The sequence below is a fragment of the Xanthomonas sp. Leaf148 genome (assembly GCF_001423585.1).
Lineage (GTDB): Bacteria > Pseudomonadota > Gammaproteobacteria > Xanthomonadales > Xanthomonadaceae > Xanthomonas.
In genome coordinates this window covers 71,964-87,448 of sequence record NZ_LMOP01000010.1, presented here as the reverse complement: position 1 = coordinate 87,448, position 15,485 = coordinate 71,964, and the positions used below count along the sequence as shown (strand labels likewise).

Below are 15,485 nucleotides of genomic sequence, written 5' to 3'. Positions count from 1 at the left end.
CGCCGGCGCATGGCGGATAGACGGGCAAACAGCATCAGCGAGCCTCCGGGGTGGATGAATTCCAGTGCGGCGTGGGCTGCCCGAGCAGGTGGCGCACGAAGAAGTCGTACTGGCGACGTTGCACATAGTCGATCGGCCCGCTGGAGCGGCCCACCGAATGCTCGCCGCCCGGCACGTTGAGCAGGTCGAAGTCCTTGCCGGCCTTGATCAAGGCATCCACCACCTGTGCGGTGGAGGCAGGATCTACATTGCTGTCCTGCTCGCCCACGATCAGCAGCAGGTCGCCCTGCAACTTGGCCGCATTGGCCACGCCCGAGGCAGCGGCATAGCTGGCATCCACCGGCCACCCCATCCACTGCTCGTTCCAGCTGATCTTGTCCATGCGGTTGTCGTAGCAACCGGCGAACGCCACGCCCACCTTGTAGAAATCCGGGTGACGTTCAAGAGCGCCCAAGGTACTCTGCCCACCGGCAGAAGCGCCGTAAATACCGACGCGACTGATGTCGTAAGAAGGATCTTTGGCCGCCAGTGCACGATGCCAGGCGATGCGATCTGGGAATCCGGAATCGCCCAGATTCTTCCACGCCACATCATGAAATGCCTTGGAGCGGTTGGCGGTGCCCATGCCGTCGATCATCACCACGATGAAGCCCAGATCCGCCTGCGCCTGCATGCCGATCTGCTTGTCGCCGCCGGAGTGATAGCCGAACGGCCAGAACGTCTTGGGCACGAACGAGTCGTGCGGGCCGGCGTAGATGTTTTCGATCACCGGGTATTTTTTGTGCGGGTCGTAATCGCGCGGCCGCACCACCATGCCCCAGATGTCGGTGCGACCATCGCGGCCCTTGGCGACGAAAGTTTCCGGCGCACGCCAGCCTGCGGCAAGCAACCGATCGATGTTGCCGTGTTCCACTTGCTGCAACAGCCGGCCATCGATGGCATGCAGCTCCATCACCGGCGGCAGATCCGGGCGCGAGTAGACATCGACGTAGTGCCGGCCATCGTCTGCAATCGCCACGTCGTGATCGGCATCGGCGGTGGTCAATCGCGTCAAGTTGCGCCCATCGAAATCCACGCTGTAGAGCTGGCGGTCATACGGGTCCTTGCCGGCATCCATACCGCTGGCAGTGAACCAGATGCGGCGCTGCGCATCGTCGACCTTCAGTACATCGCGCACCACCCAGGGCCCCTGGGTGACCTGCTCGATGATGGTGCTGTTGTGGCCGTCGTACAGATACAGATGTCGCCAACCGTCGCGCTCGGAGATCCACAGAATCTGGTCGCCATGCGCATCCACCTCATGGCGAAAGCTGCGGTCGGCATAGACGAACGTGCGTGCGTCCTCGCCCACTGCCACATGCGCCTGCCCTGTGGCGGCATCGATCGCAATCACGCGCATACGCTGAAACCCGCGTTGCACGTACTCAAAGCTCACACTGCGCCCATCCGCCCGCCACTGCAGCGGCGACAACGAATACGGTGTGGGGAACAACGCGTTGTCCACCACGCGCCGTGTGCCATCCACCGCCAGCAGCACCGGCCGTTCCACATCCACCGCATCGCCCGGCTTGGGATACAGCTGGGTGTGCACCACCGGCTCAAGACGTCCGGCCGGCGCGGCCTCCACACGGGTGACCCGGCGTGCAGTACCCGGCCGCACCCGATACACCGCCAGCTGCTGCGAATCGGGCGACCAGGCAATACTTTCCGGATCGAAGTAATCCTCGGCGCGACCATCGTCGGTACGCTGCACGAGGTGACCATCGGCCACCCGACGCACGACCAGATTCCAGCCATCGGCCAGCGCCTCCCACTGCCCGTCGGGCGAGCGGCGCGGCGTGGTATCGGCCGCTACGTCCGGGTCGCGCACCACGCCAAAGCCGCGCGGCCGCTGCTGCAACTGCGGCTGCAGGCTGGGGGCGTCGGGCGCGCACTGATAGGTGGTCAAGGTGCAGCGCCACGCAGCGTCCTCAATGGCGAACACGATCGCGCCGTCTGCACGCGTGCCTTCCTGCGAGTACACAAACTGCTCGAACGGCAGCGCCAACGCCGTATAGGCGACGCCAGTGGCAGCTTGCAGCGCCTGCGCCACGCGCGCCTGGTCGAAGGCCGGCTGCTTGTGCAAGGTGGCAACGTCCACGCGGATGAAAGCGAACCCGCCAGGCACGGTCTTACGGTAGTAGAACGTGCCGTCGTCCTGCCATTGCGCTGGCCAGGCAACGTTCTCGGTCAACGTGCTCCAGCGCGCGCGCAGGCCGAGCGAGCGTTGGTAATCGGCCACACTTGGCGCGGCCTGCGCAGTGGCCGCAAGCAACAGCATGCAGGCGGCGATGACGCGCGAGGTCCGCGTTATCCATGCATGACGCCAGGCGTCATTCGCCATCGTCTTCTTCCAATGCCAGTTCGTCGCTGCGCAAGCCGCTGCGTGCGCCCCAGTGATAGATGAAGAACGCGATCACCGCCACGCTCAGCGTATCGAACGGATGCGCGATCCAGCCGTGGCCGCCAAACGTGCCGGCCCACGACACCGCCATCACCAGCACGAAAAACACGATCAACCACAGCGACGCACGCACCTGACGCAGCAAGCGCGCCCTGCCCTCGCGCGATGGCAACCGGTACAGCACGTACAGGACAAAGGCGAGCACTTGCAGGCCAAGCAGCCATGACAAGGTGGGCCAGGTGGACCAGTACACGATCAACGCCGCCACCATGAACGACACCGGCCCCAACACCGTCAAACCGCGCACGTAGAACGGCCGCGGCAAGTCCGGCGCACTGCGCCGCAATGCGGCCACCGTCACCGGCGCCACCGCATAGCTCAGCACCAAGGCCGCCGACACCACGCCGATCAGCGTCTCCCACGACGGAAACGGCAGCGTCCAGAAGATCGACAGGCCCAGGCTCAACCACAACGCCGGACGCGGGATCCCCGACGCCGGGTCGATCCGCGTCAGCACCGGCAGAAATCCACCGCTGCGTGCCCAGCCATACACCACGCGCGGCGTGGCATTCATGTAGATATTGCCGGTGCCGCTGGGCGAGACCATCGCATCGCAAATCACCAGCGCCGCCAGCCATGCCATGCCCAAGGCCAGCGCGATGTCGTGATACGGCAACGAAAATGCCTTGTCGATGCCGCTCCAGCCCTGCGCCAGTTGTGCCGCCGGAATACTGCCGAGAAAGGCGAGTTGCAACAGCACATAGATCACCGTGGACAGCGCCACCGACAGGATCAAGGCAATGGGAATATTGCGCTGCGGGTCGCGCACTTCGCTGGCCACCGACACGATGGGGGTGAGCCCCAGATACGCAAAGATGATGCCGCCGGCCGAGATCGCCGCCTCCACCCCGGCCATGCCCGACGGGGCGAATCCATGCACGCTCAGGTTGTCTGCGTTGAAGTGCTTCATCAGCAGCACGATCACCAGGATCGGCACCAGAAACTTGAAGATGCTGACGATATTGTTGGCCAGCGCAAAGGTCTTGACGCTGAAGTAGTTGAGCACGAAGAACAGCAGCAGCAATGCCAGCTGCACCAACCAGCCCCACACGCTGGGATGGCTGCTGCCTGGCTGACTCAGCCACGGAAACCACGCTGCCGCATATTGCCGCGCGGCTTCCACCTCGATCGCAATCAGGCTGGAAAACGCAATCAAGGTGATGAAGCCGGTCAACGAGCCCAGCAAGGCGCCGTGCGAATACTCCGGGTAACGCACCACCCCGCCGGCGCGCGGCAGTGCGGCGCCGAGCTCGCAATACACCAGCCCCAGCAGCAACACCGCAATGCCGCCGAGAATCCATGACAGGATGCCGGCCGGCCCGGCGATCGAAGACACATGGCTTGCGGAAAACAACCACCCCGAGCCGAAGATGGAACCCAGGCCGATAAAGGTCAGGTCGGTCAGGCTCAGTCGCTTGTGGAACTTGCCTTGCGTGGTCGCACCGTGTGTTGTCATACGTCGCCCCGAAGAGTGGAAAGCGCAGTTACTGCGGCAATGCCGCACGCGTGGTGGTCATACATCAATTATCGGCTGCCGCCGACGCATCGCTTGCCGAGGCCTCGGCGGCGCTGTCGTCCGGATACGGCGACACGCCACCGTCGGCAATGAAACGCGCGACGCGCGCTTCCAGTACCGGCAGCGGCACCGAGCCGGTCTGCAGCACCGCATCGTGGAAATGGCGCAGGTCGAATTTTTCGCCCAGTGCGGCTTCGGCCTTGCGGCGCAGCTCCAGGATCTTCAGCTCGCCCAGGTAATACGACAGCGCCTGCCCGGGCCAGGCGATGTAGCGATCCACCTCGGTGGTGACTTCGTGCTCGCTCAGCGCGGTGTTGTCGCGCAGGTAGGCCTGCGCCTGTTGCCGCGTCCAGCCCTTGTGGTGGATCCCGGTGTCGATCACCAGCCGGCAGGCGCGCCACATTTGATAGGTGAGATAGCCGAAGCGATCATAGGGCGTGTCGTACATGCCCATTTCCTGGCCCAGGTACTCCGAATACAGTGCCCAGCCTTCGCCATACGCCGAGATATAGCTATAGCGGCGAAACGCCGGCAGCCCCTGCGCTTCTGCGGCCAGCGGCATCTGCAAGGCATGGCCGGGCGAGGACTCGTGCAGCGTCAATGCGGTCAGGTTGTACAGCGGCCGCGATGGCAGGTTGTAGGTATTGACCAGGTAAATGCCGGGACCGCCGCGGCCACCGGTGTAGAACGGCGCCAACTCCGGCGGTACCGGTTCGATCGCGAAGCGGCGGCGCGGCAGCCGGCCGACGTAATCGCCCACCTTGGCATCCACGCGCTTGGCGATCCATGCCGCCTGCTTGAGCAGTTCTTCCGGCGTCTTGGCATAAAACTGCGGGTCGGTACGCAGAAAGTGCAGAAACGCCGGGAACACCGCCTGCCCGGCCGGTGGCTTGAAGCCGCTCTCGGCAATGGTGGCATCCATCTGCTTGCGCAACTTGGCGACTTCCTGCAAACCGATCTGATGGATCTGGTCCGGGCTTAGCTCCAGCGTGGTGAACTCGCGAATCTGCGCGCGGTAGTAGGCCTGGCCATCCGGCAAGGCTTCCCCGGCCAGCGTCGTGCGCGCACGCGGCTGGTACTCGGTGCGGATGAAATCCAGCAACGTTGCATACGCCGGCACCACCTGTGCGTTGATGGTTGCCACTGCCTGCGCACGCAGTTGCGCCTGCACGTCTGCCGACAGCGTGGCCGGCATCGTTTTGAACGGTGCGTAGAACGGATTGGCCTCGCTCCTGGCCTGCACCACATCGGCGATGGACTGATCGCGCCCGGTCAACGTGACCTTGGGCTGGCTGAAGCCCCGCGCAAGGCCGGCGCGCATATTGTCGGTGTGCTCGGCGAAATAGCGCGGGATATCGGCAAGCATTTTCAGATAACGCTGATAGTCCTCGCGCGTGCGCAGCGTGGCCTGCGCGCTGAAGCCCAGGTCGCTCCAGAACGCCGAGTCGCTGTTGAACGGCATTTCCCAGGCGCGAAACCGTTGCTGGTCCAGCAGCACCTGCAGCTGCTGCCGATACACCTGGTAGCTCACCTGATCTTCAGCAGACAGCTGCGCCTGCGGAATCGCATCCAGCTCTTTCAACGCCTGTTGCCAGTACGCCGTGCGCAGGTTTTGCGTGGCCACATCGACCTTGGGCAGATGATCGGACTGCTTGTCTTGCGTGGCCTGGTTATCTTCATCCACCGCGCCGGACAGCTGCGCCTGGCGCCAGCGCCATTCGCGCGTGTACAGCGCTTTGAAGCGCGCTGCTGCACTGTCTTGCGTGGTTGATGCGGTTGATGCGGGCGCTGCGGGTGCTGCGGGTGCTGCGGCCTGCGCCTGCAATGCGGTGCCACCCACACTGGCTGCAATCAAGACACTCAATGCGCTGGCGCGCCACACGGTGCTGGTCGTCATCGGCGTGCCTCCGGCGCTGCCTTGGCCTGCGCAATCCACTGCCGCACGCGTTGCTGCAACATCGCCAACGGCATTGCGCCGCCACCGAGCACCGCATCGTGGAAGGCGCGCACATCGAAGCGGTCGCCGAGTGTTTTTTCCGCTTCGGCACGCAGCGCCAGGATCTGCAGCTGCCCGAGTTTGTAGCCCAGCGCCTGCCCCGGCCACACGATGTAGCGGTCGGTTTCGGACTGAATGCTGGGCTCGTCATCGGACGGATGGGCGTGGAAAAAATCCACCATCTGCTGGCGATTCCAGCGCTTGTAATGCACCCCGGTATCCAGCACCAGGCGGTTGGCGCGCAGCAACTCGCCGGAAAGGCGGCCGTAGTCGTTGTACGGGTCCTTGAAGAAACCGATCTCCTTGCCCAGGCGCTCGGCATACAGCGCCCAGCCTTCGATATAGGCGTTGTAGCCGGCCTGCTGACGGAACGGCGGCAATGGCAGCGTCTGCGCAAGCGAAATCTGCAGGTGATGGCCGGGCACGCCTTCGTGATAGGCGGTGGTTTCGATGTTGATCAACGTGCGGCTGGCGAAGTCGCTGGTGTTGACCTTCACGATGGCCGGCTTGGTGCCTTCCGGATTGCTTTGCCAATATTCGGCGCCCGGCGCAGCGCGGCGGAAGGCTGGCATCGCCTGCACCTCCAGCGCGGTCTTTGGCAGGTGCCCAAACAACTTGGGCAGCTCCGGCTCCATCGCGGCGATGTACTGGCGGTACTGCTGCAGGATCTGCTCGCCGGAGGTGGCGAAGTGGCGCTTGTCGGTCTCCACCGCCTTGCGGAAGCTGGCCAGATCGGCAAAACCCTGCGCCTTGGCGATCACCGCCATGTCGCCTTCGATGCGCGCCACTTCCTTCAAGCCGATCTGATGGATCTCCTCCGGCGCCATGTCGGTGGTGGTCTGGGTATGGATGGCGTAGCGATAACGGCGCTCGCCATCGGGCAGCGACCAGATGCCTTCGGAGCTGCGGCCCTGTGCGGCGTATTCGTCGCGCACGAATGCTGCCAGCTTGCCGTAGGCCGGACGCACCTGTTGATCGATCGCCGCAAGCAGTTGCGTGCGCAGCGCAGCGCGCTGATCGCCCGGCACCGCGGCGTCGAGCTTTTTCAGCGGCGAGGCGAACGGGCTCTGCTCGCCGGTCAGCGCCGCGATCTTGTCGATCTGCTCGGGCAGGCGCTCCAGCAGATATTTCGGCTGCACCAGGCCCTCTTTGGCGCCCTGCCGCGATACCGCGATGACCTGATCGACCACGGTCGGGATCGCCTGCAGCCGGGTGATGTAATCCTGGTAATCCTTGGCGTTTTCGAACGAAAACGCATCGCCATAGCCGGCCAGCGCCAGCTGGATGCCGCCGATCGGCTCCAGCGGCATCGCATAGGTCTTCAGGTCGATGCCTTCGAGCTTGTCGCGCAACTGGCCGAGCATCATCTGCAGGCTGAGCTGACGTTGCTCATCCAGCGCCTTGGCATCCACCGCTTCGAATTGCGTGAGCAGCGCGGCGGTGGCGCTGCGGTCGGCCTGTACGGCCTCCAGCGAGTAGTCGCTCCAGCGGTCGTTATAGCGTTTGTCGCCGATGATGCTGGCGAACTCGGGGCTGTGCTGCAGCTGGTATTGCCACTGTTTGTCCAGCAGCGCATCGAAGACCTTGGCTGCCTGTTCGCCAGGTACGGCTGCCGCAGTGGCGGCCGGACGATCCGGCGTGGAAGGCGCCGGTTTGCAGGCGGTAAACAACGCGGCTGCAAGCAGGCCGATGGCGACAGGACGCAGGTGCTTCATGCAGTGACTCCAAGATGCAGGAACGGCGGTAGGAGCGCACCCGGGCGCGACTGGCTGTCTCGGGAATACCCGTCGCGCCCGGGTGCGCTCCTACGAGTGCGTGAGCACGTACGGGCTCAGGCAAACGGTTGGTCGATTGCGATCGAGGGCGGCGTAAACCACTGCGCGCCGGCATCGGTGACGTAGAAATGGTCTTCCAGCCGCACGCCGAATTGGCCAGGCACCACAATCATCGGTTCGTTGCTGGCGCACATGCCCGGCTGTAGCGGCAGCGCGTTGCCGCGCACCAGATACGGCGCCTCGTGAATTGCCAGACCGCAGCCATGGCCGGTGCGATGCGGCAACCCCGGCAGCCGGTAATCCGGTCCCAGCCCGGCCGCTTCCAGCACGGTGCGCGCAGCCTGATCCACCGCCTCGCAGGCAACGCCCGGGCGGATCGCCACAAATGCCGCCGCCTGCGCAGCCTGCTCTAGGTCCCAGATGCGCCGTTGCGCATCGCTGGGCGTGCCGTAACTCCAGGTGCGGGTGATATCGGAGTGGTAGCCCTGCACGGTGCAACCGGTGTCGATCAGCGCCAGTTCGCCTTCGCGTAAGTGCTGCACGCCGGGAATGCCGTGCGGAAACGCCGTGGCATGCCCGAACTGCACGATGCAGAAGGTCGAGCCGTTGTCCGCGCCCAGCGCCCGATGCGCCTCGTCGATGAAGCGCACCAGCTGATCGGTACCGATGCCCTCGTGCGCGATGCCCGCGGCCAGCCGCTGCACCAGCAGCGTCATGTCGCAGGCCTGCTGCATCAGCGCCAGCTCGGCCGGCGACTTGCACATGCGGCAGCCGTCGATGATGGCGCTGGCATCGCGGATGGCCGTGCCCAAGTGCGCGCGCAAGCCGGTGTGCACGGCGAAGGCGATGCCCGGGTCCAGCGCCAGCGCGTGCGCATGGCGGTCGTCCATCGCCTGCACCGCCAGCGCGTACGGGTCTTCGTGTTCTTCCCACAGATATCTGGCGACCGGAACCTGCAGCACCGCGTCCAGCGAGCCCTCCTCGAACGCCGGACAGAGCAACACCGGATCGCCGTCCAGGGTCAGCAACGCGGCGACCAGCCGTTCGCTGGCGCCCCACGGCACGCCGGTGAAATAGCGCAAGGACGTGCCGGCACCGATCAACAAGGCGTCCACACCATGTGCGCGCATCAGCCCGCGTGCGCGTTCGATGCGCTGCGCGTACTCGTCTACGGCGATCGGCGCGGCACGCTGCGCCCAGGGCGCCAGTTGTGCGCGCGCCTGTTCCAGCGACAAGCCGCCGATCTGCGTGCTCATGTGCCTGCCCCCAGATCGGCGGTGCTCCACTGCCCATCGACCAGCCGCGCGACACCGCCCGGATTGTGCTGGCGCAGTTCCGGCGGCAGCAAGGCATCGGGCACAGCGTCGTAACTGTGCAAGGCGGCAAAGCGGCGAATCGCGCCAGGCATGCCCACCGCAGTGAAGCCCGGATGTCCGGTACTCGGGAACGGGCCACCGTGGTTTTGCGCGGCGCTGACCGCCACGCCGGTCGGCATCTTGCTGTTGATCAACCGGCCAACCCGCGCACGCAGCACCGGTGCGATTTCCTGCCATGCCGCATCGTCGCTGCCATCGACAGCGCGATACAGCGTGCCGGTCAGGTTGCCTTCGAATGCGGCGGCCAGCTGCGCCATCTGCGCACTGTCCTGCGCACGCACCAGCAGACTCACCGGGCCGAATGCCTCGGTCTGCAGCGCATGCGGGTTGGCGAGAAATGCCGATGCCTCCACGCTCAACAGGGTCGGCGCATAACGGTAGCCGTCCTCACCGGTGTGGCCGCCCGCCAGCACCGCGGCGCCGGCGGCGCGCAGGCTCGCCACCCCACGTTGCACGCCATCGACCCCTGCAGCCGAGAACAGCACCATCGGCATGGCCGCGTCGAAATGCGCCTTGGTGGCCGCAACGAATGCATCGCCCGCCGCGCCGTGCGGCACCACCACCACACCGGGATTGGTACAGAACTGGCCGCTGCCCAAGGTGCACGAGGCAAAGAATTCCTGCGCCAGCGCATCGCCGCGCTCGGCCAGCGCGCCCGGCAACAGAAACACCGGGTTGACGCTGGACAGCTCGGCATAGAACGGCACGCCGGCCGCATCGGCCGCGGCCTTCAACGCCAGCCCGCCCGCGCGGCTACCGGTAAACCCGATCGCGCCCAGGCGCGTATCGCCGGCCAACCGCACACCGACGGTGTTGTCGAAGTGATACAGCAACTGCACCGCCGCCGCCGGCAGACCCGCGCCCACCAGTGCCTGATGCGCGAGTTGCGCCATGCGCTGGCTGGTGGCCGGATGCAGCGGGTGCGCCTTGGCGATCACCGGGTTGCGCGCAGCAATGGCAGAGGCGAAATCGCTGCCGGCAATCGCATTGAACGCAAACGGGAAATTGTTGGGGCCAAACACCAGCACCGGCTTGCCCAGGGGCGCCAGATGCGAGCGCAGATCGGCGGCGCTATCGATGATGGGGTTGGTCCAGCTGTAGCTGCGCACCGCGTTTGCGGCTTGGCGCAACTGGCCGCTGGTGCGCGGCAGCTCATTGCCACGTAAACGCGTGGGCGCCGGCAATGCGGTTTCTGCATGCGCGAGTGCGACCAGGGTGTCGGCGTCGGCATCCAGCGCAGCGGCGTATGCGTCCAGAAATGCGGCAATCCGCTCAGCCGGCGCGGCGGCCAGCTCGGCGGCGACCGCGTGCGCGGCGCTAAGCGCGGTTTCGATATCGTCGGCACTGCTGACCGGAAACAGCGGCCCGATCGCCTCGCCCGTGGCGGGGTTGGCGGCGCGGAAACTGCCCGTCGCCGCGTGACTGGGCTGCCATTGGCCGGCCAGCAGGATGGGTTGGATCGTCTCGTTCATTGCGGCACCTTCAATTGCATGGAATCGACCTGTGCGCAGCGTGCGGCAGCGGCCGACCAAGGGGCCGATGCGGATGCCGTATCAAACGCGACATCCGCATCGATCAGCACACGTCGCTGCGCACACGGCGACGTGATTGCGCAACACGCTGACAGATCGGCGTGTTGCGCAGCGTCACGGTGCCTGCGTCATCAGGACAGCTTAGGTGCGGTGGCAATCGCATGATCGATCACCTTCAGCGCCGCTTCGCGCTCGGCGCCGGCCACGACCAGCCGTGGCGCACGCACATGCTCGCTGCCCAGGCCAACCTTTGCCTGCACCAGTTTGATCAGCTGCACGAAGGTGGGCACGGTATCCAGGCGCAGCAGCGGCAGGAACCAGTTGTACAACTCCTTGGCAGCCGGATAACCGCCATCGCGCGCCAGTTCGAACAGGCGCACCGATTCCTTCGGATAGGCATTGACCAGGCCGGCGATCCAGCCCTTGGCGCCCATGCTCAAGCCTTCGACGATTGCATCGTCCATACCCACCAGCAGCGCCAGGCGATCGCCCAGCAATTCCTGCAGCGCGGCGAAGCGGCGCACATCGCCGGAAGATTCCTTCACTGCCTGCAGGTTGGGGAATTCGGCAGCCAGCTCGGCGATCTGCGCCGGGCCGAAATCGGTCTTGTAGGCCACCGGATTGTTGTACAGGATCACCGGCAGATCGGTCGCACCAATCACCGCGCGCACATGCGCGCCCATCTCGCGCCAGTCGGTGGAATAGACATACGGTGGCAGCACCATCAGGCCACCACATCCGATCTCCTTGGCCGCCTTGGCCAGCGCCACCGCTTCGCCGGTCGCCAGGCTGGCGATGCCCGGCACCACCGGCACGCGGCCGTTCAAGGCAGTGACCAGGGTGCGCAGAACCGCCAGCTTGTCGTCCACGCTCAAGGTGGCCGCTTCGCCCAACGAGCCCAGCGGCACGATCGCGGTGCAGCCGGCATCCACCAGCTGGTTGGCGTGCTTGCCGAGGAAGTCGTGGTCGATCTCACCGGAGGCGGTGAACGGGGTGGTGATGGCCGGCAACACGCCGTGCCAGAACGCAGCAATGCTCATGGATGATTCCCTTGCGAGTCGGAAGTGAACGAGTCGGCCAGCGCCGCGAGGCGGACCGGGAACAACGGCGGCCGGCGGCCGGCGTCGGTGGAAAGATCGGGCGGGCAACGGCCCAGTTCGGCCAGTGCGCTGCCGCAGATGCGGCCCTGGCAGGCGCCCATGCCGCAGCGCGAGGCCAGCTTGGCGTCGCGTGCATCGTCGAAGTCGTCCAGCGCGCCCAGTGGCACGTCTTCGCAGCGGCAGACCAACGTGTCTGGTTGCGCCAGCGTGCGGATGCGCGGATGTAGTGCGAATTGCTGTTGCAACAGCTGCGCAAACGCGCGTGCGGCCCGCCGAAGCGGCTGCAGCTGCAGTGCGTGATCGGGTGCGCCGGCAGCCATATGCCCGGCCATCGCACCTTCGACCAACGCGCAATCGCGCCCGCCGATGCCGCAGGCTTCGCCAGCCGCGAAGATCTGCACGACGCTGGTGCGCAGCAAGGCATCGACCTGAATCTGTCGATGCGCGCCACAGGGTTCCAGTTGGCAACCCAGCAACTGCGCCAGCTCGGTATTGGGCACCAGGCCGTAGCCCACGGCGAGTTGGTCGCAAGCCACGCGGGTGCGGCCACGCGGGCCATCGAGTTCCACTTCGCGCAGCTGCGTATCGCCATACGCGGCCACCACCACGCTGCCGGCGCGATAGGCGACGCGATGCAATTGCAGCCGCAGCGCCACCGCCTGCGAGGCCTTGCCCGGCCAGCGCCATAACTGCGCGGCGAAGGTGCGCAACGCCGCAGCACTGGTTTGTTCGTGGATGCCGAGCACCTGCGCGCCATGGCGCTGCAAGGTGGCCGCACTGGCCAGCAGCAACGGCCCGCTGCCGGCCACCAGTACGCGCTTGCCGCGCACCGGCCAGCCTTGTTTGGCCAGCGCCTGCGCCGCGCCTGCGCCGGTGACGCCGGGCAAGGTCCAGCCCGGAAACGGCAATAGCAATTCGCGCGCGCCAGTGGCCAGTACCAGCGCGGCGTAATGCAGTTGCAGCGTGCCGTCCGGACCATCGGCCAACAACCAGCCCGGCTGGGCCAGCACGATCTGCGTGCGCGTCAGCAGGCTGATTGCGGCATTGCCCTGCACCTGCCGCAACAGCGCGCGTGCATCGGCCGGCGCACCGTGGTGCACGTCGCTGCGCCACACTTGCCCGCCCGCACGCGGCTGCATGTCCACCACGCCCACGCGTGCGCCATGGCCAGCGGCCGCCTGCGCGGCAGCCAATCCGGCCGGGCCGGCACCGATCACCAGCACATCGAAATGCAGCACGCGCTCAGCCATCGGTGCGCACCTGCATGCCTTCTTGCGCATCCACCAGGCATGCGCGTTGCTGCGCAATGCCGTCGATGCGCACGCGGCATTCGAAACACACGCCCATGCCGCATAACGGTGCCCGCGGCTGGCCACTGCTGGACTGGCGAAACTGCAGCGTGGCCTGCGCCACCGCTGCCGCCACGCTGGCGCCGGCCGGCACGTCCACCGGTTGCGCATCCACATACAGGCGAACCGTGGCGCTCATGCCGCGGCGCCCTGCACTGCGCGCGCCGGTGCGTACGGCGCCGGGTCGATGGCCGGCGTGCGCCCGAGCAGGCTGTCCACGATCACCCGTGCGCTCCCCAGCGCCGTGGTGACCCCCAGCCCTTCATGCCCCGCCGCCACCCACACATCGGCCCGGCCGGGCACCGCCCCAAGATACGGGCGCCCGTCCGGGGTGGCCGGACGCAGGCCGGTCCATACCCGGATCGCCTGCAGCTCGCGCAACACCGGCAGATACGCAAATGCACGTTGCAACATCCGCTGCAGCACCGGCATCGACAGCGCGCGGTCGTTTTCGCCGAACTGCCGCGACGAGCCGATCAGAATCTGCCCGGTCGGCCGCGGCTGCACATTGAAGGCCACGCTGATGTCGTCGGCGCCATGCGCCGAATCGGCATAACCCAACTCCAGCAGTTGATGCCGAATCAAACCAGGGTGTCGGTCGGTGATGACCAGATGGCCCTTGCGCGGACGCAGCGCCAGCTCGGGCAGCAACTGCGGCAGGGCAACACCACTGGCGACCAGCACCGGCCCGGACAGCAGCTGGCCATCGTCCAGACGCACGCCCTGCGTTTGCAATTGGGTTACCTGACGGCCGGCAAACAGCTGCGCACCGGCCTTGCAGGCCAGGCTCACCAGGTGCCGCGCCACCCGCGGCGGATACACCACCGCTTCATTAGGCACCCGCATGCCACCGGCCAGCCCGGGCACCAGCTGCGGTTCCAGGGCATACAACTGTTGCGCATCGATGGCGTCTGCGTGCAGATCGGCCGCCGCCAGCCGCGCGATCTTGGCCGGCACCGCCGCCAGTTCGCGCGCATCGCGTGCCACCCACAGCGTGCCGCAGCGACTGAACTCGGCCTCACTCAATTGCGCGAAGCGCTCCCACAAGCGCAGCGAATACGCCGATAACGCCAGCTCGGCCGGGTCGTCGTCCATCGCCACCAGGTGCCCCATCGCCGCTGCGGTCGAACCACCGCCGATCGGCCCTGGCTCGATGATCGCCACCCGCAAGCCCTCGGCTGCCGCAGCTTCCGCACAGGCGGCACCAACGATGCCGGCACCGATCACGATCAGGTCGTAGCTACGCCGCGTGGAGGCGGCAGATGGGCTGACATCCCCATTGGCTTCGCCATGCAGCAACGCTGCAGCCGAACCGCTCGACGGCGCAGCCAACGCAGCATCCGGCGCGGGCGGCGACACCTGCATCAGGCCACGATGCCCCAGGCGAACGGATCGGCCGGATCGATGATCAACTGCGACCGCGCGGTGATGAACGCCTGCCCGCTGATGCGCGGCGCAATGCCGCGCCCGCTCAGGCGATAACTGCCCTCGAACGCGCTGCCCAGAATGCCTTGCTGCACCCAGCGCTCGCCTTCGCCCAGCTTGCCGTCTGCGGCCAGGCAGGCCAGCTTGGCGCTGGTGCCGGTGCCGCAAGGCGAGCGGTCATAGGCCAGCCCGGGGCACAGCACGAAGTTGCGCGCCACGCCGCTGCCATCGGGGGCGGCGCCATTGACTTCGATATGGTCGATGTCACCACCCGCCTCACCAGTAATCCCGGCCGCTTCCAGCGCCAGCCGGATCGCCTCGGTGTAGGCGGTGAGCTCGCGCTGGTGCGCCAGATCGAGCGCGCACGGCGCCTGCTCGGTGATGAAAAACCAGTTACCGCCCCAGGCCACATCGCCACGCACCCGGCCATGGCCCGGCACGTCCACTTCCACACCGGCGGCGGCGCGATAACTCTCGACGTTGTCCACCGACACCGTGCCGTCTTCGGCCAGTTCCACGCCCACGGTGCCCACCGGTGTTTCGATGCGGTGCTGGCCCGGCGCAATACGCCCCAGCTCGGCCAGCGTGCGTACCACCCCGATGGTGCCGTGGCCGCACATGCCCAGATAGCCAACGTTGTTGAAGAAGATCACTCCGGTGCAGGCGGCAGGGTCGCGCGCCGGCAGCAGCAACGCGCCCACCATGGTGTCCGAACCGCGCGGCTCGCAGGCGATCGCGCTGCGCCAGTGGTCGAAGTCGTGGCGGAAGCGCTCGCGGCACTGCGCCAGGTCGCCATCGCCCAGATCGGGGAAGCCGGCCAGGACCACGCGGGTGGGTTCGCCGGCGGTATGGGAGTCGATGACGTCGATGGTGTGCATGGCTCATGCTCCCATTGCCGGCCCTTCGACGACTA

General features: G+C 66.4%; 11 protein-coding genes. All 11 read right to left on the bottom strand.

Features of this window, described 5'->3' with window-relative positions; all coding sequences use genetic code 11:
- Positions 1–34: 34 nt before the first annotated feature.
- The 11 genes from ASF90_RS14690 to ASF90_RS14640 all read right to left on the bottom strand — a co-directional run bounded on the left by ASF90_RS14690 (position 35) and on the right by ASF90_RS14640 (position 15,450).
- Positions 35–2,383 (bottom strand): S9 family peptidase, encoded by a 2,349-nt coding sequence (locus ASF90_RS14690; protein ID WP_055851635.1) that lies wholly within the window; start codon positions 2,381–2,383, stop codon positions 35–37.
- The gene (locus tag ASF90_RS14685; RefSeq protein WP_055851632.1) at positions 2,373–3,959 is read right to left on the bottom strand and encodes an APC family permease; all 1,587 of its coding nucleotides are present in this window, start codon (positions 3,957–3,959) and stop codon (positions 2,373–2,375) included. The genes ASF90_RS14690 and ASF90_RS14685 overlap by 11 nt, the downstream gene beginning before the upstream one ends.
- A gap of 64 nt (positions 3,960–4,023) precedes the next feature.
- Positions 4,024–5,916, bottom strand: a complete 1,893-nt coding sequence (locus ASF90_RS14680; protein ID WP_055851628.1) for a DUF885 family protein — start codon at positions 5,914–5,916, stop codon at positions 4,024–4,026.
- On the bottom strand, positions 5,913–7,730 hold the full coding sequence (locus ASF90_RS14675) for a DUF885 family protein (RefSeq protein WP_055851624.1): 1,818 nt from the start codon (positions 7,728–7,730) through the stop codon (positions 5,913–5,915). The genes ASF90_RS14680 and ASF90_RS14675 overlap by 4 nt, the downstream gene beginning before the upstream one ends.
- Before the next feature lie 116 nt (positions 7,731–7,846).
- Entirely contained in the window at positions 7,847–9,046 is a 1,200-nt protein-coding gene (locus ASF90_RS14670) for a Xaa-Pro peptidase family protein (RefSeq protein WP_055851621.1), read from the bottom strand.
- Positions 9,043–10,638, bottom strand: a complete 1,596-nt coding sequence (locus ASF90_RS14665; protein WP_055851617.1) for an aldehyde dehydrogenase family protein — start codon at positions 10,636–10,638, stop codon at positions 9,043–9,045. The genes ASF90_RS14670 and ASF90_RS14665 overlap by 4 nt, the downstream gene beginning before the upstream one ends.
- A 191-nt stretch (positions 10,639–10,829) precedes the next feature.
- Positions 10,830–11,738, bottom strand: a complete 909-nt coding sequence (locus ASF90_RS14660) for a dihydrodipicolinate synthase family protein (protein ID WP_055851614.1) — start codon at positions 11,736–11,738, stop codon at positions 10,830–10,832.
- On the bottom strand, positions 11,735–13,048 hold the full coding sequence (locus tag ASF90_RS14655) for an FAD/NAD(P)-binding oxidoreductase (RefSeq protein WP_055851611.1): 1,314 nt from the start codon (positions 13,046–13,048) through the stop codon (positions 11,735–11,737). Before ASF90_RS14655 ends, ASF90_RS14660 begins: the two co-directional genes overlap by 4 nt.
- A complete protein-coding gene (locus tag ASF90_RS14650) occupies positions 13,041–13,286 on the bottom strand; it encodes a 2Fe-2S iron-sulfur cluster-binding protein (protein ID WP_055851609.1) in 246 nt (81 codons plus the stop codon). The genes ASF90_RS14655 and ASF90_RS14650 overlap by 8 nt, the downstream gene beginning before the upstream one ends.
- Positions 13,283–14,512, bottom strand: coding sequence for an FAD-dependent oxidoreductase (locus tag ASF90_RS14645; protein WP_055851607.1), 1,230 nt, complete (start codon positions 14,510–14,512; stop codon positions 13,283–13,285). The genes ASF90_RS14650 and ASF90_RS14645 overlap by 4 nt, the downstream gene beginning before the upstream one ends.
- Positions 14,512–15,450: a proline racemase family protein gene (locus ASF90_RS14640; protein WP_055851604.1), complete on the bottom strand. Its 939-nt coding sequence runs from the start codon at positions 15,448–15,450 to the stop codon at positions 14,512–14,514. Before ASF90_RS14640 ends, ASF90_RS14645 begins: the two co-directional genes overlap by 1 nt.
- Between the last annotated feature and the right edge of the window lie 35 nt (positions 15,451–15,485).